This is a genomic window from Pedobacter sp. Leaf176 (genome assembly GCF_001424305.1).
In the GTDB taxonomy this organism is placed as follows: domain Bacteria; phylum Bacteroidota; class Bacteroidia; order Sphingobacteriales; family Sphingobacteriaceae; genus Pedobacter.
Map to the genome: position 1 here is coordinate 295,430 of NZ_LMPD01000002.1, position 18,750 is coordinate 314,179.

Consider the following 18,750-nt stretch of genomic DNA (forward strand, 5'->3'; position numbering starts at 1 on the left):
TTGTCATTAAATTATAAATCTGAAAATAGTTCAGCAAACTAAATCCCAGATAAGAACGTTTTAAAAACAGATCAACCTTGTAAATCCTGAATGAAATTTTTCTACGGCTTTTTATTAGTCCTATTTGCCCAAAACACATTTGCCCAAAAAACATTTTTATTTCCAAGGATAAAAGCACTGGGCAATTCAGTTAAACAGCTTACCCCCATCGGTTGGACAATGCTACAGAAAGCTACCGGAGACTTGAACAACGATGGCACTGATGATTTGGCTGTCATATTTGAATCTAATGAAGTTACGGATGAAATAAGGACTTATGGTGATAATAATTCGGCTATCATTAAAGAAACTCAAAAGCCCCGTATTCTGGCCATATTTTTCATGGATTTTGCTTCGGGTAATTACCATTTATCTATTCAGAATAATGATTTCATATTAAGATCCGGGGAAGGCGGCAAAATCGGAGAACCCCTTAACCCAATATCCATCAAAGATCAGCAATTATACCTGCGATTTCAAGGGGGATCCGAATGGCGCTGGGAACTGGGATATACCTTCAAATATGAAAAGAAAGACTGGTTTTTAACAAGTGCTATAAACCTGTATTTCAATCAAAACACCGGCGACATGACGGAAAGGGTTTACGATTTTAAAACCCGCGAATTATTCACTACCACAGGTAACCTCCACCAGAGGGCGATTTCTAACCGAACAATAAGTGAAGTGTTATATTTTTCTCAATTGAGGACATTTAAAACTTTTAAAAAACCCTGGGCCTGGGAAATTATGCCTGATGTTTATTTGTGACCATCAGTCGTCATTGAAGTCGTCCTAAAATTAGATTACATCGCAGGATTATCTTATTAAGATTGCCTCACGCCTTGCAATGACGCATAAATTTGAACTATTCATTAGATATGCTGTGCGATTACAAAACCACTTGCCCAAGCCCATTGAAAATTATAGCCACCCAACCAGCCTGTAACATCTAAGCATTCTCCTCCAAAAAACAAATTCGGTATTTTTTTACATTCCAGCGTTTTAGATGAAATTTCACTTGTATCGATGCCACCACGCATTACTTCAGCCTTATCATAACCTTTATCACCAGCCGGTTTAACCCTGAACTCATGTATTGTTTGTTCAATCAATTGGATTTCAGTACTCGTTAGGGAAGCAACGTTTTTAGTCAAAGGTAAAAACTTGTCTAAAGCATCTGTAAATTTCTTTGTATAAAAACGGTTCAATAAGGTTGATAATAGCGTTTTCCCATTAGATTTTCGTTCCTCATTCAAAAGCGACACTATATTCTGATGTGGCAATAAGTTCAGTTTAATCACTTCACCCCTTCTCCAGAACGAAGATATTTGCAAAATTGCTGGTCCGCTTAAACCCCAGTGTGTAAACAAAATATTTTCTTCGAAGGACTGTTCACCATTACTCACTTCACAAAACACAGAATTTCCAGATAATTGGGCGAACCACTCTTCGTCTTTTCCAGTGATGGTTAAAGGCACCAGAGCCGGGGCCGTTTCCACAATTTTTAAATCGTGCTTACGTGCAAATCGTAATGCAAAATCTGTTGCTCCCATCTTTGGAATTGGTAAGCCACCAGTCGCGATAACGAGTTTTCCAGAAGTTAAAACGACCTCTTTACCGTTTTTTTCATAGGTAACCATAAATCCTTCTGTTAGTGTTTTAATCTCTTTGACATCAGCATTGCAACGGATTTCCTGCCCAAAATCTGCACAAATCGAAGTAAAAACCTGAACCACATCTCTGGCATTTTTATCTTCAGGGAATAATTGCCCTAAGGTTTTTTCCTTGCCGCGAATACCATAAGTTTCAAAAAAACTGATCGTATCATCAACCGACCATTGTGTAAATGAAGATTTGATGAAATGCGGATTAGTGGATATAAATTGTTCAGCGGATGCGAATTGATTAGTATAGTTACAGCGGCCACCACCCGAAATCAAAATCTTGGCGCCGGGCTTATCATTCTTTTCAAGCACAATTACTTTCTTTCCGAGGTAGCCGGCCTGCACGGCACACATTAATCCGCATGCACCTGCACCAATAATTATTGCATCAGCATTCATCGATAAATTTATTATGGTTACTTTTGTGCAAAAGTAGCATTATTTTCAAGCGCATGGCAAAACAGATTAGCGAATTAAAATTAGGTATTTTAGGTGGCGGACAATTGGGTAGGATGCTCATCCAGCAAGCCATAAATTACAATGTAACTTCATTAGTTTTAGACCCAGATCCTGATGCACCTTGTAAACACATCGCAAACTATTTCGAAAACGGCTCAATAACTGATTTCGATACCGTTTATAACTTCGGAAAGAAAGCAGACATTATCACGATAGAAATTGAAAAAGTGAATATCGAGGCTTTGGAGCAATTAGAGAAAGAGGGAAAACAGGTTTTTCCTCAGTCGAGGGTAATCCGCTTGATACAAGATAAAGGTGTTCAAAAGCAATTTTTTAAAGAAAATGATATCCCTACTTCTCCTTTCCAAATTGTAAACACAAAGGAAGATATGGAAAATAGTCATATTCCTTTTCCATATATCCTGAAACTTCGGAAGGATGGCTACGATGGCAAAGGCGTTATGAAAATTAATAATGCAGGCGATTTAGACAAAGCTTTTGATGCCCCCTGTATCATCGAAAAATTAGTTGATTTTGAAAAAGAAGTGGCTATAATTGTCGCCCGCAATTCCAACGGTGATATGAAAACTTTCCCGATGGTTGAAATGGAATTTAATCCTGAGGCCAATCTTGTTGAATTCTTGATTTCGCCTTCCACTTATGCCGAAAGTTTACAACAGAAAGCCGAGAACATCGCCAAAAATATTGCTTCATCAATGAATATCACTGGTATTTTAGCAGTTGAGATGTTTGTTTGCAGTGATGGGGAGTTGCTCGTAAACGAGGTTGCACCTCGTCCGCACAACAGCGGTCACCAAACAATCGAGGGCAACTATGTTTCTCAGTTCGAACAGCATCTACGTTCAATTTATAACCTACCTCTGGGCGATACGTCGAGCATTACAAACGCCGTTATGATAAACCTGCTTGGCGAAAAAGGATCGGATGGTGTGGCTAAATATGAGAACTTGGAAAAAATTTTAGCGATTGATGGTGTTTTCGTTCATCTTTATGGAAAAAAATACACTAAACCGTTCCGAAAAATGGGACATGTAACTGTAGTTGATATCGACCGTGAAAAAGCCATCGAAAAAGCGAGGTACGTACAAAACACATTAAAAGTGATCGCGTAGAAGATCAAAGAGTAAAGAATAAAGGACAAAGAGCAAAGGCTTAGAATTTTAAGTTAAGACATATAAAATGAGTGCTAAAGTTGGAATTATCATGGGTAGCAAATCTGACCTGCCTGTTATGCAGGATGCTGCTGATGTATTGAAAGAATTCGGAATCAGTTATGAAATTACGGTAGTATCTGCACACAGGACACCTGAACGAATGTTTAACTATGCGAAAGAAGCACAAAGCAGGGGATTGAAAGTTGTAATAGCTGGTGCTGGCGGCGCAGCACATTTGCCAGGCATGGTGGCCTCCATTACAACATTGCCCGTTATTGGTGTTCCTGTTAAGTCTTCCAATTCTATTGATGGTTGGGACAGCATTCTATCCATTCTACAGATGCCAAATGGTATTCCGGTCGCCACTGTAGCCTTAAATGCCGCGAAAAATGCCGGTTTACTAGCCGCACAAATTTTAGCAACAGCCGACGAATCTTTAACTGTTAAAATGCAGGAATATAAAAATGAATTGAGGAGAAAAGTTGAAGAAAGTGCAGATAGCTTGTAGTCTGAGTGTTCCATATATATTTGCGAACCACTAAAAGTATAATCATCGGCCTTCAGGCCAGTATCATTTAATTCAAACTTGGGTCTACCGGAAATTTACTTACATGGGCATATTTCGGACCCAAGTTTACAATTACATCTCTCCACAATTTTTCATCATCATTTCCAAAGATAATATCAGGATGAGAAATATCACTGACCATCCACGCGTTCTGGTCTAATTCCCGTTCCAGTTGTCCATTATCCCAACCAGAATAGCCCATAAAAAATTTGATTTCGTTTTCATCAATAGCATTTGTATTAATGAGGATTTTCAGCGTTTCGAAATTTCCACCCCAATAAATCCCGTTTCCGATTTCTTCTCCACTTTGTAATTTATCGTAAGCTCTGTGAATAAAGTGTAAAGTATCTGCAGCTACAGGACCTCCAAAATAAATCTGGTTACCGGCAGCCCATAAATCCTGAATTACATCTTTTAAAAGCAAATTACCAACCTGATTTAAAATATAACCCACAGTGCCCTCATCTCCGTGTTCAGTTAATAAAACAACAGACCTTTTAAAATTAGGGTCGGCCATAAACGGTTCTGAAATAAGTAAACGGCCAGTTTTGGGTTTAATGTTGTTAAGCATGACGATAATCATTTGCAGCACCATAAAAGATGCCTATTTTTGTTTTATGCAAGTTACAAATGAAATTCTACAAAACCTGCGCCAAGATTACAAAAGCGCCACGTTAGACGAAGCTGACGTAGATAACAATCCGATCGCCCAATTTCAAAAATGGTTTAACCAAGCCGTTGAGGCCCAGATTTATGAGCCCAATGTAATGACTTTGGCAACAGCAGACAAATCAGGAAGACCCGATGCAAGAATTGTGTTACTTAAAGGCGTTGATGAAGATGGTTTCAGATTTTTTACCAATTATTTAAGCGCTAAAGGTAAAGAGTTGAAAAGAAACCCTTTTGCTGCCCTGGTTTTTTTCTGGCCTGATTTAGAACGCCAGGTAAGAATTGAAGGAACTGTTGAAAAATTGGACAAAGAAACTTCTGAAGCCTATTTTGGTACACGTCCGGTGGCTAGCCAGATTGGTGCTGTAGCTTCACCTCAAAGTCAGGTTATACCAAACCGAACTTTTTTAGAAGAAAAATTTGACGAACTAAAATCAAAAAGTGAAGGCAAAACAATCGCTAAGCCCGCACACTGGGGTGGCTATATTGTTAAACCAACAAGGATAGAATTCTGGCAAGGGAGAAGAAGCAGGTTACACGACAGGATAAATTTTGAGTTAATCAAAGGCAGCTGGATTAAGTCAAGATTAGCCCCATAGAAATATAATTTAAAATAATATAGAAAAAAATAGAGACCGGCCATCCGGCTAAGTCCCTATTTAACTAATTATTATTAACTTAATTCACGAATTATTTATACTGAGTGATAAATAAATTTTACATTAAAATACGAATCAACAGTAATATTTTTAATACATACAATTATATAAAAATAGTATTTAAATTTATAATGGTATTCTAATCAGGTTAAAAAAAGATTAAAAAAAATCAAAATAAGGCTATATTACCACAGCTGGATTGAACAGATAAATGAAAATAATGAAAAAAATATCAATCATTGGTTCCGGAACAATGGGAAACGGTATCGCACATATATTTGCTCAATTTGGATTTGAGGTAAATTTAGTAGATATCAATAAAAATGCTTTAGACAGGGCGATACGAACAATAAGTCAAAATCTTGACAGACAAGTAATCAAAGGAGCGGTAACTGAAGAAAAAAAATCGGAAACCTTAAATAACATTAAAACCTTCACCTCTATTGAAACTGGTGTAAACACCGCTGATTTAGTTATTGAAGCTGCCACCGAAAATACAGAACTGAAGCTTAAAATTTTCAGAGATTTAGATGCCTTTGCTCCTGCTGAAGCAATTTTAGCGTCAAACACTTCATCAATATCAATCACACAAATTGCAGCAGTAACAAACCGTGGTGATAAAATAATTGGAATGCATTTCATGAACCCTGTTCCTGTGATGAAACTAATTGAAGTGATCAGGGGCTATCAAACGAGCAAGGAAACAACTGAAAAAATAATGTTGCTTTCAGAAAACCTTCATAAAATTCCCGTTGAAGTACATGATTATCCTGGTTTTGTGGCGAACAGAATTTTGATGCCAATGATAAATGAAGCAATTTATACTTTATATGAAGGTGTTGCCGGTGTTTATGAAATCGACACCGTAATGAAACTCGGCATGGCACATCCAATGGGTCCGTTGCAGTTAGCTGATTTCATTGGCCTGGATGTTTGCCTGGCCATTCTTAAAGTTTTGTACGATGGCTTCGGAAACCCAAAATATGCACCATGTCCTTTACTTGTAAATATGGTTGCAGCGGGTAAAAAAGGCATTAAAACAGGTGAAGGCTTTTACCAATATATGCCAGGCTCGAAAGATTTGATTGTTTCCAACAAATTCAAAAAATCCTAATTTTTTTAGCATTTAATTTTATATTTGCTTTATGAATGAAAATCTTGATCCGGAAGCAAGCAGTTTAACCCCTACGGAGCGGGATATTGAAAGGGTTTTGCGTCCACAGGCTTTTGAAGATTTCACCGGGCAGGAGAAAGTTATGGAAAATCTCCGGATTTTTGTTCAGGCGGCAAAGCTTCGTGGTGAGGCTTTAGATCATGTTTTGCTCCACGGCCCTCCTGGTTTAGGAAAGACCACATTATCCTATATCATAGCAAATGAAATGGCTGCCGGTATTAAAGTGACATCGGGCCCTGTTTTAGATAAGCCTGGTGATTTGGCTGGTTTGCTTACAGGTTTAGACACCGGCGATATTTTATTTATTGATGAAATCCATCGTTTGTCACCCCTGGTAGAAGAATACCTGTATTCGGCAATGGAAGATTTTAAAATCGACATTATGCTGGAAACCGGACCAAATGCACGCTCTGTACAAATCTCTTTAAATCCTTTTACCTTAGTGGGTGCAACCACCCGTTCCGGTTTATTAACTGCGCCACTGCGCGCCCGTTTTGGTATTAATGCCCGCTTGGCATATTATGATGCAAAACTTTTAACTACGATTGTACTACGTTCTTCTGATATTCTTAAAACACCTATAAGCGATGAAGGGGCCTATGAAATAGCCAGGAGAAGTCGCGGAACGCCTCGTATTGCCAATGCACTTTTAAGAAGGACCCGTGATTTCGCCCAGATTAAAGGGAATGGTACTATCGATACGGAAATTGCCCGCTATGCTTTAAATGCACTTAACGTGGACGAACATGGATTGGATGAAATGGACAATAAAATACTGGTAACCATTATTGATAAATTTAAAGGCGGTCCGGTAGGTTTGAAAACAATAGCAACTGCAGTTGGTGAGGATGAAGGTACTATAGAAGAAGTTTATGAACCATTTTTGATTCAGGAAGGTTATATCATGCGCACTTCGCGTGGCCGTGAAGTAACTGAGGCAGCGTACAAACATCTTAAAAAGAATTATCCGGGCCAGACTGGAAAGCTGTTTTAGGTATTTCCCCGGATTTAAATGTAAGCACTACACGTATAGCTAATCACAATTCCATATTAAGTTATTGCCACAGATTTACAGATTAAATAAAATTTGTAAATCCGTGGCTTCAATATTATTCCAAAACATTTAAACCCCTATTCCGTTGATTAAATGTAAAACCAACAAATTATGAATATTGAATTACGCAAGCTAACGCTTGAAGATTATGCCGATTTAAGGGAATCAATGATTAAAGCCTATGATAGCATGGGCGGTTCCATCTGGCCAAAATCAAGTATTGAGAAACTCTTAAAAATATTTCCTGAGGGCCAGCTTTGTATTGCTGTGGACGATAAAGTTGTAGCCTGTTCCTTAGCTATTATTGTAGAATACGACGAATACGGCGATAGACATACCTATAAATTAATAACCGGCGATTACTCTTTTACTACGCATGATCCAAATGGCGATACATTATATGGAATCGAAATTTTTGTACATCCGGAATTTCGCGGACTGCGCTTGGGAAGAAGGTTATACGAAGCGCGGAAAGAGCTTTGCGAAAGCTTAAACCTGAAAAGCATCATTGCCGGAGGCAGAATTCCGGGCTATCATGCCTATGCAGGTACTTTAAGTCCGAGGCAATATATAGATAAAGTAAAAGCAAAAGAAATTTATGATCCGACGCTAACCTTCCAGATTTCGAATGATTTTCACGTTAGGAAAGTATTAAAGAACTATCTACCGGGAGATCACGAATCGAAAGAATATGCCACATTGATTGAATGGAATAACATTTATTACCAAGGTTTGGATGCATCTGCCCGCTCCGCAATGACCATTCGTTTAGGTTTAGTTCAATGGGAAATGCGGCTATTTCCAGACATGTCTGCTTTCTACGAACAGGTTGAATTTTTCGTTGACGCATTAAGTGGTTACAAATCAGATTTTATCATGTTCCCTGAATTGTTCAATACGCCATTGTTACAACCTTATAACCATCTCCCGGAAATTGAGGCCATGCGAAAACTGGCCGAAAAAACGCAGGAAATTGTTGATAAAATGCATGAATACGCCTTAAGCTATAATGTAAATATTATAACAGGCAGTATGCCCTTGCTCGAAAACGGTAAACTTTATAACGCTACTTATTTGTGCCATAGAACGGGCAAAATAGACGAATACCGTAAAATACACATCACACCAAATGAGCAAAAATATTACGGAATGATTGGCGGCGATAAGGTCAAGGTTTTCGATACAGATTGCGGAAAAGTTGGCATTCTGATTTGTTATGATGTAGAATTCCCTGAATTAAGCAGGCTCTATGCCGACCAGGGTATGCAGATTCTATTTGTTCCGTTTTTAACAGATACGCAAAATGGATATACAAGGGTTAGGCATTGTGCACAAGCCAGAGCTATTGAAAATGAATGCTATGTGGCTATTGCGGGTTGTGTTGGTAATTTACCGAAAGTAAATAATATGGATATCCAATTTGCCCAGTCCGCGGTATTTACACCATCCGACTTTGCTTTTCCAACAAACGCTGTGAAAGCTGAAGCCACACCAAATACTGAAATGGTATTGGTAGTTGATGTGGATTTGCACCTTCTTGATGAACTGCACCATTATGGAACAGTGAAAGTATTAAAAGACAGAAGACGGGATTTATATCAAACCAAATTATTGAAATAAAATCTAAAAAAAATGCCGGTCACATCACTAACCGGCATTTTAATTTTACTAAAGCTATTATTTTCTCATCGCAAACCAAACGATTAAACCAATAATTACGGCAATCGGCAAAATCCATTTAAGTACCGACCCCGCCCCGTTTTCATCTTTTTCTGTAACTGCTGGCTTTGCCGGTCCTGGATCTTCTTTATGGTTTTCGTAATCTTTTTCTATCGGTTTTGGAGCTTCTCCACTTTCCGTATGTTTTGGATCTATGTTTTCCATTATTAAATTATTGCGTTAGATGAACCCGAAAGTCTTCCGATGTAGACGAATGAAGTTCTGCGGCCATATTAATTATTTTAGCTTTCAGAACAACAACAAGCAATTAGTCAAAAGGTTTTTGATTGTAAGCCTTATCTTTGCAAATAATGTATAATAACTCTGCGAGATATAGTAGGCTAATTAAAGATGAAGCTATTCGGCTTGGCTTTATGGCCTGTGGCATTTCTAAAGCAGAATTTTTAGAGGGGGAAGCCCCAAGATTAGAAAACTGGCTGAAAAGCAATCTCCATGGCGAAATGAAGTACATGGAAAATTATTTTGATAAACGTTTAGACCCACGCCTATTAGTTGATGGAGCAAAATCGGTTATTTCTCTGTCGCTTAATTATTATACAGAAGATAAGCAGGCGGATGCTGATGCACCCAAAATATCAAAATATGCTTATGGTCAGGATTACCATACGGTTATAAAAGATAAGCTAAAAACCTTAATGTTATTTATTGAAGAACATATCGGCGAGGTATCTGGCAGAGCCTTTGTTGATTCAGCTCCTGTTTTAGATCGGGCATGGGCACAACGTTCAGGAATTGGATGGTTTGGAAAAAATGCAAACCTCATCAGTAAGCAAAATGGTTCGTTCTTTTTTCTTGCAGAACTGATAGTCGATTTAGAGCTGGATTATGACCATCCTTTTCAAAGCGACTATTGTGGTACCTGTACAAGATGTTTAGATGCCTGTCCTACAGATGCTATTATTGCACCACAGGTGGTTGATGGCACAAAATGCATATCTTACCTAACCATTGAACTAAAAAATGAAATTCCAAACGAGTTCAATGGTAAAATGGACAACTGGATGTTTGGCTGCGATATTTGTCAGGATGTTTGTCCCTGGAACCGCTTTTCAAAAGCCCATACTGAACCCGCTTTTAAACCAGAAAATGGCTTACTTGAATTAAATGCACAGGAATTAACAGAAATTACTGACGAAGTTTTCAAAAAAGTTTTTAAAGGGTCTGCCGTTAAAAGAACGAAATTTACCGGATTAAAGCGAAACATTGATTTTTTGAAATCGTAAACTAATTTTTGAATACGAATAAAGATACCACTGAAATATCGCTATCTTGTTAACAATAAAACATCGAAAAATATTTAAGCCTTTTAGTTTTTTGGATTACAATTAGTGACCAACTTAATAGCATAATTTGCATTTAGCGGTTCGTTGGTTTGTGCCAGGCGCTGCGAACCTGTATTTCCGGGGCATGCAATATCACCTGCCGCATCATAAATCAACTTATTTCCATTGGCTAACAATTCTTTCGGAACATATACCTGTACTTTCGTTATCGAATAACCAGAAGGGAAATAACGAACGTAATAACCATCAGGATGTTTTGTCCATATACCGCTCGGCACATCCGCTCTGGGTGGCGCCATTCCCGCAATGATGGCATATTTTTCCATATCAGCGTAAGTGTAATTACCTGAAGAAACCAACTGGCGAATATTATTTTCTGCCTCAAAGACGGCTTTAATTCCTGAAGGAAGCTGATCTTTAGCTTTCTCCATTACATCAAAAGGTAAAATGCCCAATGCCCCACCCTCTAATTGGGTTAATTGTGTTGTCGTTAAAAGTTTCAAGGCTGTTAGTTTTATCGTTCCGTTAAAATCAGAAAACTTGGTTCTTGCTATAATCGCCCATAACAAAGCTTGTATATCATGCTGATCAACTTCCGGATGTTTTTCTGCACTTTTTAAAACGGTAACAACAACTTCTTCTTTCGGACCTAAAACAGGCGCAAACATATATCCGTCGCCTTTCGATGGCGCAAAAGTACCCGCTTTTAAACAATAACTTTTATTCGTCATTTCGTAAAATCCTTCACACAACACGTAACCTCCGTCAGGATTTTTTGGCAATAGATATAGCGGTTGAAACTTTGCACCTGCATTAAAATCAGGCATTTTCTCTCCTTCACGATTTACGTCTTCAAAGGAGGTTGTGATTGCTGCCGGTTGCTTTAGGAATTTATCAACTCCGAGGGCCTTGGCTCCCTGAGCCGTTCCAACTTTTAATAATTTATCTTTTAATCCGCCGAATTGGGCTTGAGCGGTTAATCCTGAAGCTGCGAAAAGCAAGAACAGGGGAATAGATTTTAAATTTTTCATCATGATTAGATAGGCTCCACAAACATAAAAGTTTTAAGGTTAAGTTTATATTAGTTTGCATTATGTTTTACATCATAAAAACTAAAGTTTTCATTCACAATAACTTAACAAATTATCAGAATTAAGTTTTGTTATTTCGATTATAATTCTGACATTTGAAATATTATTTGGTAGATAACTAAATAAAAGTCAATCTTAATCAGATTGATTTATAAAGAAGTGGCGAGAGACTGGCTCTGTGACCCACTGGCAACCCTCAGAAGAGAAGGTGCCAATTCCAGACCGAATAACAGGTGTTATTTGGAGATATAAATTAGAAACTGATGAAAAAACTAAATCTTCAATCGCAACGCGACCTTAATCTGAGCCTCAAACCGGTAAAAAACTCTTTTGTTATATCGATTTGTTTTGGAATGCAGGTGATTACTTGTATGTGCTGTTGCATACAGTAATTTAAAAATCTTCCTCTTTTGTTTCTTTTTTCAAATTGGAAGGTCCCGGTAAAGCGGGATACGCCCTAAAAATTATCTTGATTCAGGATTATAATTTTACAACCAGAATCTGATGACTAAAGCATTCAAAAATTCACTCAATCAATCATTTAGAATTATGTCAATCTCATATAAATTTGAAACACTACAATTACACGCTGGTCAGGAAATAGATCCAACAACAGGTTCAAGAGCGGTTCCAATCTATCAAACTACGTCTTACGGATTTAAGAATGCGGAACATGGTGCCAATTTATTTGCACTAAAGGAGTTTGGAAACATCTATACCCGTTTGATGAACCCAACAACGGACGTTTTCGAAAAAAGAATCGCCGCATTAGAAGGCGGTGTTGCGGCTCTGGCTACCGCTTCGGGTCAGGCAGCACAGTTTATTGCGTTGCATAATATACTGGAGGCAGGTGATAATATAGTGTCATCATCACATATTTATGGTGGAACATACAACCAGTTTAAAGTTGCTTTTAAACGTTTAGGTATTCACGTTGATTTTGCGAATCCCGATGTGCCTGAAGAGTTTGAGAAACAAATTACTGAAAAAACAAAAGCCATCTATCTGGAAACTATCGGAAATCCTGCATTTAGTATTCCGGATTTTGAAAAAATTGCTGCAATTGCAAAGAAATACGACCTTCCTTTTATAGTAGATAACACATTCGGCGCTGGCGGATATTTGTTTAAGCCGCTCGAGCATGGTGCAAATATCGTTGTGGAATCCGCTACAAAATGGATTGGCGGACATGGAACCAGCATCGGCGGCGTAATTGTTGATGGAGGAAATTATAACTGGGGAAATGGGAAATTCCCACAGTTTACTAAACCATCCGAAGGTTATCACGGATTGGTTTTTAATGATGTTTTTGGAATCGGTGGGCCATTTGGCAACATCCAATTCATCATCCGGGCCCGTGTTGAAGGGTTAAGGGATTTAGGTCCTGCCCTTTCTCCATTCAATTCATTTCTTTTATTACAGGGGCTCGAAACGCTATCGCTTCGTGTACAACGTCATGTAGACAACGCTTTGGAATTGGCGACATGGTTGGAAAATCATCCGCTGGTTAAAGAAGTGCATTATCCAGGTTTGGCAAGCAGCAAATACAACAATCTGGCAAAAAAATATTTAAACAACGGTTTTGGTGGCGTTTTATCATTTGAGTTAAACGGCACTAAAGAAAATGCTACGCAAGTTATTGATAGTTTAAAACTAGTTTCTCACCTCGCAAATGTTGGCGATGCCAAAACTTTAATTATTCAGCCATCGGCAACAACACACCAACAATTAAGTGAAACAGAGCAATTGGCTGCAGGCGTTAAACCTAATGCTTTAAGGGTTTCAGTTGGTATTGAACACATAGACGATATCAAAGCAGATTTTGAGCAGGCTTTTGCTGTTATCGGCGCTCAAACAACGACCGAAAGATTATAAGCTTAAACCAACAGATTTTAGTTAAGATATCACTTTTATAATGAGCACAGCATCCACATACAGTTATCCCAAACAATTTAAATTAGAAAGCGGAAAGAGTATCCGCAACCTGCAAATCGCTTACCAAACTTTTGGAAAGCTAAATGCTAATAAAGATAATGTAGTTTGGGTTTGCCATGCCTTAACCGCAAATGCCGATGTTTTCGAATGGTGGGAAGGTTTGTTCGGGCAAAATGCATTGTTCAATCCCCAGGAACATTATATCATTTGTGCAAATGTTTTGGGCTCGAATTATGGAACAACAAATCCTATAAGCACAAATCCAGTAACTGGCTTACCTTATTATCTATCATTTCCGCAGTTTACCATTCGCGATTTCGTTTCAGCACACCAGTTACTGGCTAATCATCTGGGAATTGAAAACATAAGATTGTTAATCGGTGGATCTCTAGGCGGTCAGCAAGCTGTCGAATGGGGAATAATAGAGCCAGCTAGAATAGAAAATTTAATTTTAGTTGCTACAAATGCCGTTCATTCTCCGTGGGGAATTGCATTTAACGAAAGCCAGCGTTTAGCGATTACAACCGATAGAACTTTCTATGCAAATCAGCCTGACGGTGGTAGCAAAGGCTTGAAAACCGCTCGCAGCATCGCCCTTTTAAGCTATAGAACTTACCATGCCTATGGTAATACCCAATTAGAAAGCGTGAACGACAAAACTGATAATTTCAGGGCATCTTCTTACCAAAATTACCAGGGAGAAAAGTTGATAAACCGGTTTAATGCTTACAGCTATTACTATTTGACCAAAGCGATGGATAGTCATAACGTTGGTCGAAATCGTAAATCGATATCAGAAGCTTTAAAGTTAATTAAGGCAAATACTTTAGTTATCGGAATTGAAAACGATTTCTTATTCCCGATTTCGGAGCAGAAATATTTAGCTGATAATATTAAGGATGCCGAATTTGCAACGATATACTCTGAGTATGGCCACGATGGATTTCTAATCGAGACGAATGCCTTAACGAACATCATCGGAAATTTCATTAAGGAAAGCAAAAACAAGAAGATAATTAAGTTACAACATACGGCCTAAGCTTAAAGCGAAAAGCCCAAGGCAGAAAGATTAAAGTAGAAAGCTAAAGAACAGAGAATTAAATAACAGTTAATCAGCCACGGAACGCTGAATCGCGGAAACTAAAATCCTGTTCATTATGAATCTGTGTTTTTGTGGCAGATTAAGATAAAATATAAAACAATATAGTGGCGAACTCACAGGCATCTAATCTTGATACTTGATACCAGCTACTTGATATTATTAAAAGCACATGAGTAAGAATTTAAAAATTGGATTATTTGGTTTTGGAGTCGTAGGACAAGGCTTATTGGACATCATTCAAAGCCAGAGCCTTAACCTTGAAATCGTTAAAATTGCCATTAAGGACCCAAGAAAGAAACGTACATTGAACAAAGACTTGTTCACCACCGATAAAAATGAGATTCTGAATAATTCAGAGATTAATACGGTTGTAGAATTGATAAATGATGCCGATGCCGCTTATGATATCGTAACCAATGCATTGAAAAACGGCAAAAACGTGGTTTCGGCAAATAAAAAAATGATTGCTACGCACTTGAATGAGTTGGTGAACTTACAACAGAAATACGGTACATCTTTACTATATGAAGGCGCTGTTTGCGGTAGTATTCCCATCATCAGAAACTTGGAAGAATACTATGACAACGAGCTTTTTCACGCGTTGAGCGGCATTTTCAATGGTTCATCGAATTACATCTTATCTAAGATATTTAACGAAAATCAAAGCTACGATTCTGCACTAAAGGAAGCTCAGGATCTGGGATTTGCAGAAACCGACCCAATTTTAGACGTAGGTGGATATGATCCAAAATATAAGTTGGCGATTGCTACCGCACATGCATACGGCCTGTTTGTAAATCCAGATGCTATATTAAATATTGGAATTCAAAATCTTTCTCACCATGACATTAAATATGCCAGAGAGAAAAACTTAAAGATAAAGCTAGTTCCAACAGCCCGTAAGGTCAATACTAAAGATATTGTTACCTATGTTTTGCCAAAACTGGTTGCTAAAGATGATTTCTTATATAATGTAGAAAATGAATATAATGCAGTAACCGTTCAGGCCGCTTTTGCTGATAAACAGTTTTTCTTTGGCAAAGGGGCTGGTGGTCACCCGACCGGTGCTGCCGTACTTTCTGACATTGCCGCATTACGTTATGATTATCGTTATGAATATAAAAAATACCACTCGGAAAATGGTGTAAAGCATACGGAAGATGTTCTATTGGAAGTTTATCTGCGTTATATTGATGACGATTTAATTAGCCTGTTAGCCTTTGATAACATCAGCGAACGCTATGCTGCAAGCGAATACAAATACGTAATCGGTACAGTAAAATTAGAAAGCTTAATTAACAACCGTGATTTACTTTTAGATAAAGACGTATTTGTTGCCTACACAGGCAGGCAGATTTACCGGCAGGAACAGGTTGCTGAAAATGTATATGCGGCAGAATTAGCTGCGCTTTAAGAATTTTTTAAGGTTAATTTTTTTATTTGTTTTGTTGTTAAGCGCAAAGGCTGGAGCGATTCCGACCTTTGCGTTAATTGCTTTCCTTAACATATTTCTCAACAATTACCCTGTCGATACCTTCCTTTTCAACTTTTTCCAAACCTGTTTGAATCAAGGTATCCTTTGCTAAACTCAGTTTAAAATCGAAGGTTTTCCCTTCCCAGTTTTTATTTTTATAATACGTAAGGTGCTCTGTATAAGTGCTGCCATTTAACAGGTAAGTTCCGCCTCCGGCATCAAAGCCTGTACTGTCTTCAGGGTTTTTACTGTGTTTTAGAAAAGCGAAATGGGTGTCGTTGATAATCTTAATCATATTGAAATTCGCGAGGTAATTAGTTATTTTACCTGATTTTCTATCCGTAATAGTTCCTGAAATTAATTTCCAGGTGCCTTGAATATTTGGTTGATTGTTGGCCACCTGATGTGTCTTTTCTTTACAGGCATACAATAATGTAAAAGCGATAAAAAAGAAAAATTTTATTTTCATATTTTTTGAATTACTTATCCTCTACCAGCCAGTTCAGTTAATTTCCGCGCTAAATCTTTTCCTAAATAACCATCAATTATTGCATGCACAACATATAAAATCGGGGTCATTAATATAGCAACAAAAAACTTATATGTATAATTGACCAATCCGATAGCAGCCACCATTTGCCAGCTATAATGGTATTGAGGATTCAAATAAAAAGCAATAAAAATAACCACAAAACTATCGATAAGTTGCGATATTATAGTTGAACCTGTTGCTCTTAACCAAAGCGACTTTTCTCCTGTTATTTTTTTGATCCGATGAAAAATTAAAACATCAGCAAGTTGTCCAACGATGAAAGCAATTATCGAACCGACGATAATCCACATACCCTGTCCAAAAATACCTGCGAAAGCATTATTCATGTTCAAATCTTCGCCATTTATATTTTGATGTATCCAGAAATCTGCAGCGCTTAAATGCATAGAACCCCAAACGACTAAAAAAGCGAAGGCAATTAAAATAGCGGTTAGAATAGATAAAAACCTGACTTGTTTTACTCCGAAATACTCGTTAATGATATCAGTCATAATAAAAATGATTGGCCAGGTTAATACACCAGCAGACATTACAAACGAAAGATTCGGCACACCAAACAAATTGATGTCAAACTTTTTGAAGCCCAGTGTTTCTTCAACACTGAACAACTTGACACCGATAAACTCTGATAGTATTGCATTTGCCACAAAAAAACTTCCCAGGATGAGAAGTAAACGGCTTTCTTTAGTTTTAAAAGTCATAAGGTATAAATCTAAAAATAAATCAAATCAGATTCAGCTTTTCAACATTAATTTTTAATATCAATACTTTTTACAATCATTCGACCTTAAAAATAGTTTAATAACTTAAATCTCCTAATCTTTGCAACTCCAAAACCGGAAATCTTAATGGCTAAGAAACAACACTTCTATCTCATATTAATTTTAGGTTCATTAGCTGCGCTCGGACCTTTTTCGATTGACATGTATCTACCGGGTTTCGTAGACATCGCCGATGATTTGAAAAGCACAGAATCTACAGTGGCATTATCCTTATCCAGTTTTTTTATTGGTATTTCGGCCGGTCAACTTTTGTACGGGCCCTTACTTGACAAGTTTGGCCGCAAAAAGCCTTTATATTTTGGTTTATCACTTTACATTCTTTCATCATTTTTATGTTTAGCGGTCACCGATGTTAACCAGCTTATTGTTTTACGTTTTGTGCAGGCTATTGGTAGTTGCGCTACCGCAGTTGCTTCTGTTGCCATGGTTCGCGATTTATTTTCTGTGGAGGAAAGTCCGAAAGTCTTTGCCTCATTGATGTTGGTTATCGCAGTTTCGCCAATGCTTGCGCCGACCGCCGGTGGCTATTTAATTTCAGCTTTAGGATGGCAATATGTCTTTGTATTTTTGGGTTTTATGGCTATACTTATACTGCTCGCATCTATTTTTAAATTACCTGAAAGCTATAAACCCGACCCAAATTATTCTTTAAAACCTAAGCCGATACTAAACAGCTTTTTAACAGTTTTGAAGAACCCGCAATTTTCGACTTACGCTTTAATCAGCTCGATCACTTTTTCGGGTTTATTTGCTTATGTATCTTCATCGCCGCAGGTTTTTATGAAAATTTATGAAGTAAGCAAAACTGGCTACGGATGGATATTTGCTCTGTTATCTGTGTTTTTCATAGGATCTAGTCAGATAAATAGTTTAATTTTAAAATGGTTTACCAGTAAGCAGATTGTAACCCGTGCGCTAATAGCACAATGCTTATTCAGTTTAATATTCTTAGTTTTCGCATTAAACGATTGGCTGAACCTGTATTCAACAATTGGTTTTATCGCTCTATTTTTATGTTGCTTAGGATTTATTAATCCAAACGCAGCAGCTTTATCCCTTGCACCGTTCAGTAAAAATGCTGGCAGTGCATCAGCTTTGATGGGTGCACTTCAAATGGGGTTAGGTGCATTAGCTTCGGTAATGGTAAGTTTATTCAGCGAGCATTCAGTTGTTCCGATGCCACTAGTTATGACAGCTGCTGCCTTTATCGCTCTGATTTGTCTATTAGTTGGCAGGAGGTACATAAAAACAGAAATTGAGGCATCATCTGAAGCAACGGTTGTTGGTCATTAAATTATAAGAAGTATTAGTCAAGCACAACTTTAACTA

18 protein-coding genes and 1 riboswitch are annotated in these 18,750 nt (G+C 37.7%); of the genes, 12 read left to right on the forward strand and 6 right to left on the reverse strand.

Features of this window, described 5'->3' with window-relative positions:
• Positions 1–90: 90 nt before the first annotated feature.
• On the forward strand, positions 91–807 hold the full coding sequence (locus ASF92_RS06725; RefSeq protein ID WP_056089813.1) for an FG-GAP repeat protein: 717 nt from the start codon (positions 91–93) through the stop codon (positions 805–807).
• Positions 808–911: 104 nt separating this feature from the next.
• Here ASF92_RS06725 and ASF92_RS06730 read toward each other — a convergent pair whose 3' ends face one another.
• The gene (locus ASF92_RS06730; RefSeq protein ID WP_056089816.1) at positions 912–2,102 is read right to left on the reverse strand and encodes an aminoacetone oxidase family FAD-binding enzyme; all 1,191 of its coding nucleotides are present in this window, start codon (positions 2,100–2,102) and stop codon (positions 912–914) included.
• A 53-nt stretch (positions 2,103–2,155) separates the two neighbouring features.
• Between ASF92_RS06730 and ASF92_RS06735 the strand changes: the two genes are divergently transcribed.
• Positions 2,156–3,295, forward strand: coding sequence for a 5-(carboxyamino)imidazole ribonucleotide synthase (locus ASF92_RS06735; RefSeq protein WP_056089819.1), 1,140 nt, complete (start codon positions 2,156–2,158; stop codon positions 3,293–3,295).
• 67 nt (positions 3,296–3,362) lie between these two features.
• Positions 3,363–3,845, forward strand: coding sequence for a 5-(carboxyamino)imidazole ribonucleotide mutase (purE, locus tag ASF92_RS06740; RefSeq protein ID WP_056089821.1), 483 nt, complete (start codon positions 3,363–3,365; stop codon positions 3,843–3,845).
• A gap of 67 nt (positions 3,846–3,912) precedes the next feature.
• Here purE and ASF92_RS06745 read toward each other — a convergent pair whose 3' ends face one another.
• Entirely contained in the window at positions 3,913–4,476 is a 564-nt protein-coding gene (locus tag ASF92_RS06745) for a YqgE/AlgH family protein (protein ID WP_056091038.1), read from the reverse strand.
• A 46-nt stretch (positions 4,477–4,522) separates the two neighbouring features.
• On the opposite strand from ASF92_RS06745, the gene pdxH reads away from it, so the two are divergent.
• The 4 genes from pdxH to ASF92_RS06765 all read left to right on the forward strand — a co-directional run bounded on the left by pdxH (position 4,523) and on the right by ASF92_RS06765 (position 9,081).
• Positions 4,523–5,173: a pyridoxamine 5'-phosphate oxidase gene (gene pdxH, locus ASF92_RS06750; RefSeq protein ID WP_056089825.1), complete on the forward strand. Its 651-nt coding sequence runs from the start codon at positions 4,523–4,525 to the stop codon at positions 5,171–5,173.
• Positions 5,174–5,453: 280 nt separating this feature from the next.
• The gene (locus tag ASF92_RS06755; RefSeq protein WP_056091043.1) at positions 5,454–6,347 is read left to right on the forward strand and encodes a 3-hydroxybutyryl-CoA dehydrogenase; all 894 of its coding nucleotides are present in this window, start codon (positions 5,454–5,456) and stop codon (positions 6,345–6,347) included.
• 31 nt (positions 6,348–6,378) lie between these two features.
• The gene (ruvB, locus tag ASF92_RS06760) at positions 6,379–7,401 is read left to right on the forward strand and encodes a Holliday junction branch migration DNA helicase RuvB (protein ID WP_056089829.1); all 1,023 of its coding nucleotides are present in this window, start codon (positions 6,379–6,381) and stop codon (positions 7,399–7,401) included.
• Between the two features lie 171 nt (positions 7,402–7,572).
• A complete protein-coding gene (locus tag ASF92_RS06765) occupies positions 7,573–9,081 on the forward strand; it encodes a bifunctional GNAT family N-acetyltransferase/carbon-nitrogen hydrolase family protein (protein ID WP_056089832.1) in 1,509 nt (502 codons plus the stop codon).
• A 57-nt stretch (positions 9,082–9,138) separates the two neighbouring features.
• Here the strand turns inward: ASF92_RS06765 and ASF92_RS06770 are convergent, their stop codons facing one another.
• Positions 9,139–9,345, reverse strand: coding sequence for a hypothetical protein (locus ASF92_RS06770; protein ID WP_056089835.1), 207 nt, complete (start codon positions 9,343–9,345; stop codon positions 9,139–9,141).
• 146 nt (positions 9,346–9,491) lie between these two features.
• Here ASF92_RS06770 and queG point away from each other — a divergent pair, with 146 nt between their 5' ends.
• A complete protein-coding gene (gene queG / locus ASF92_RS06775; protein ID WP_056089838.1) occupies positions 9,492–10,424 on the forward strand; it encodes a tRNA epoxyqueuosine(34) reductase QueG in 933 nt (310 codons plus the stop codon).
• Between the two features lie 83 nt (positions 10,425–10,507).
• Here queG and ASF92_RS06780 read toward each other — a convergent pair whose 3' ends face one another.
• Positions 10,508–11,518: a hypothetical protein gene (locus ASF92_RS06780; protein WP_157263760.1), complete on the reverse strand. Its 1,011-nt coding sequence runs from the start codon at positions 11,516–11,518 to the stop codon at positions 10,508–10,510.
• Between the two features lie 203 nt (positions 11,519–11,721).
• A riboswitch (SAM riboswitch) is annotated at positions 11,722–11,830 on the forward strand.
• Between the two features lie 294 nt (positions 11,831–12,124).
• On the opposite strand from ASF92_RS06780, the gene ASF92_RS06785 reads away from it, so the two are divergent.
• The 3 genes from ASF92_RS06785 to ASF92_RS06795 all read left to right on the forward strand — a co-directional run bounded on the left by ASF92_RS06785 (position 12,125) and on the right by ASF92_RS06795 (position 16,026).
• Positions 12,125–13,450 carry an O-acetylhomoserine aminocarboxypropyltransferase/cysteine synthase family protein gene (locus ASF92_RS06785; RefSeq protein ID WP_056089844.1) on the forward strand — a complete coding sequence of 442 codons (1,326 nt, stop codon included), beginning with the start codon at positions 12,125–12,127 and terminating at the stop codon, positions 13,448–13,450.
• 40 nt (positions 13,451–13,490) lie between these two features.
• Complete coding sequence (metX, locus tag ASF92_RS06790; RefSeq protein ID WP_056089849.1) at positions 13,491–14,549, forward strand: homoserine O-acetyltransferase; 1,059 nt, start codon at positions 13,491–13,493, stop codon at positions 14,547–14,549.
• 232 nt (positions 14,550–14,781) lie between these two features.
• On the forward strand, positions 14,782–16,026 hold the full coding sequence (locus ASF92_RS06795; protein ID WP_056089852.1) for a homoserine dehydrogenase: 1,245 nt from the start codon (positions 14,782–14,784) through the stop codon (positions 16,024–16,026).
• A gap of 73 nt (positions 16,027–16,099) precedes the next feature.
• Here the strand turns inward: ASF92_RS06795 and ASF92_RS06800 are convergent, their stop codons facing one another.
• Together ASF92_RS06800 and ASF92_RS06805 are read right to left on the reverse strand one after the other, a co-directional pair.
• Positions 16,100–16,555 (reverse strand): hypothetical protein, encoded by a 456-nt coding sequence (locus tag ASF92_RS06800; RefSeq protein ID WP_056089855.1) that lies wholly within the window; start codon positions 16,553–16,555, stop codon positions 16,100–16,102.
• Between the two features lie 14 nt (positions 16,556–16,569).
• Positions 16,570–17,340: a queuosine precursor transporter gene (locus tag ASF92_RS06805; RefSeq protein WP_056089858.1), complete on the reverse strand. Its 771-nt coding sequence runs from the start codon at positions 17,338–17,340 to the stop codon at positions 16,570–16,572.
• A gap of 147 nt (positions 17,341–17,487) precedes the next feature.
• Between ASF92_RS06805 and ASF92_RS06810 the strand changes: the two genes are divergently transcribed.
• Positions 17,488–18,714 (forward strand): multidrug effflux MFS transporter, encoded by a 1,227-nt coding sequence (locus ASF92_RS06810; RefSeq protein WP_056089861.1) that lies wholly within the window; start codon positions 17,488–17,490, stop codon positions 18,712–18,714.
• Positions 18,715–18,750 lie beyond the last annotated feature (36 nt).

Bases quoted from the DNA above. Each gene is read 5' to 3' on its own strand.
- ASF92_RS06725 (WP_056089813.1), top strand. From the start codon at position 91: ATGAAATTTTTCTACGGCTTTTTATTAGTCCTATTTGCCCAAAACACA.
- ASF92_RS06730 (WP_056089816.1), bottom strand. From the start codon at position 2,102: ATGAATGCTGATGCAATAATTATTGGTGCAGGTGCATGCGGATTAATG.
- ASF92_RS06735 (WP_056089819.1), top strand. From the start codon at position 2,156: ATGGCAAAACAGATTAGCGAATTAAAATTAGGTATTTTAGGTGGCGGA.
- purE (WP_056089821.1), top strand. From the start codon at position 3,363: ATGAGTGCTAAAGTTGGAATTATCATGGGTAGCAAATCTGACCTGCCT.
- ASF92_RS06745 (WP_056091038.1), bottom strand. From the start codon at position 4,476: ATGCTTAACAACATTAAACCCAAAACTGGCCGTTTACTTATTTCAGAA.
- pdxH (WP_056089825.1), top strand. From the start codon at position 4,523: ATGCAAGTTACAAATGAAATTCTACAAAACCTGCGCCAAGATTACAAA.
- ASF92_RS06755 (WP_056091043.1), top strand. From the start codon at position 5,454: ATGAAAAAAATATCAATCATTGGTTCCGGAACAATGGGAAACGGTATC.
- ruvB (WP_056089829.1), top strand. From the start codon at position 6,379: ATGAATGAAAATCTTGATCCGGAAGCAAGCAGTTTAACCCCTACGGAG.
- ASF92_RS06765 (WP_056089832.1), top strand. From the start codon at position 7,573: ATGAATATTGAATTACGCAAGCTAACGCTTGAAGATTATGCCGATTTA.
- ASF92_RS06770 (WP_056089835.1), bottom strand. From the start codon at position 9,345: ATGGAAAACATAGATCCAAAACATACGGAAAGTGGAGAAGCTCCAAAA.
- queG (WP_056089838.1), top strand. From the start codon at position 9,492: ATGTATAATAACTCTGCGAGATATAGTAGGCTAATTAAAGATGAAGCT.
- ASF92_RS06780 (WP_157263760.1), bottom strand. From the start codon at position 11,518: ATGATGAAAAATTTAAAATCTATTCCCCTGTTCTTGCTTTTCGCAGCT.
- ASF92_RS06785 (WP_056089844.1), top strand. From the start codon at position 12,125: ATGTCAATCTCATATAAATTTGAAACACTACAATTACACGCTGGTCAG.
- metX (WP_056089849.1), top strand. From the start codon at position 13,491: ATGAGCACAGCATCCACATACAGTTATCCCAAACAATTTAAATTAGAA.
- ASF92_RS06795 (WP_056089852.1), top strand. From the start codon at position 14,782: ATGAGTAAGAATTTAAAAATTGGATTATTTGGTTTTGGAGTCGTAGGA.
- ASF92_RS06800 (WP_056089855.1), bottom strand. From the start codon at position 16,555: ATGAAAATAAAATTTTTCTTTTTTATCGCTTTTACATTATTGTATGCC.
- ASF92_RS06805 (WP_056089858.1), bottom strand. From the start codon at position 17,340: ATGACTTTTAAAACTAAAGAAAGCCGTTTACTTCTCATCCTGGGAAGT.
- ASF92_RS06810 (WP_056089861.1), top strand. From the start codon at position 17,488: ATGGCTAAGAAACAACACTTCTATCTCATATTAATTTTAGGTTCATTA.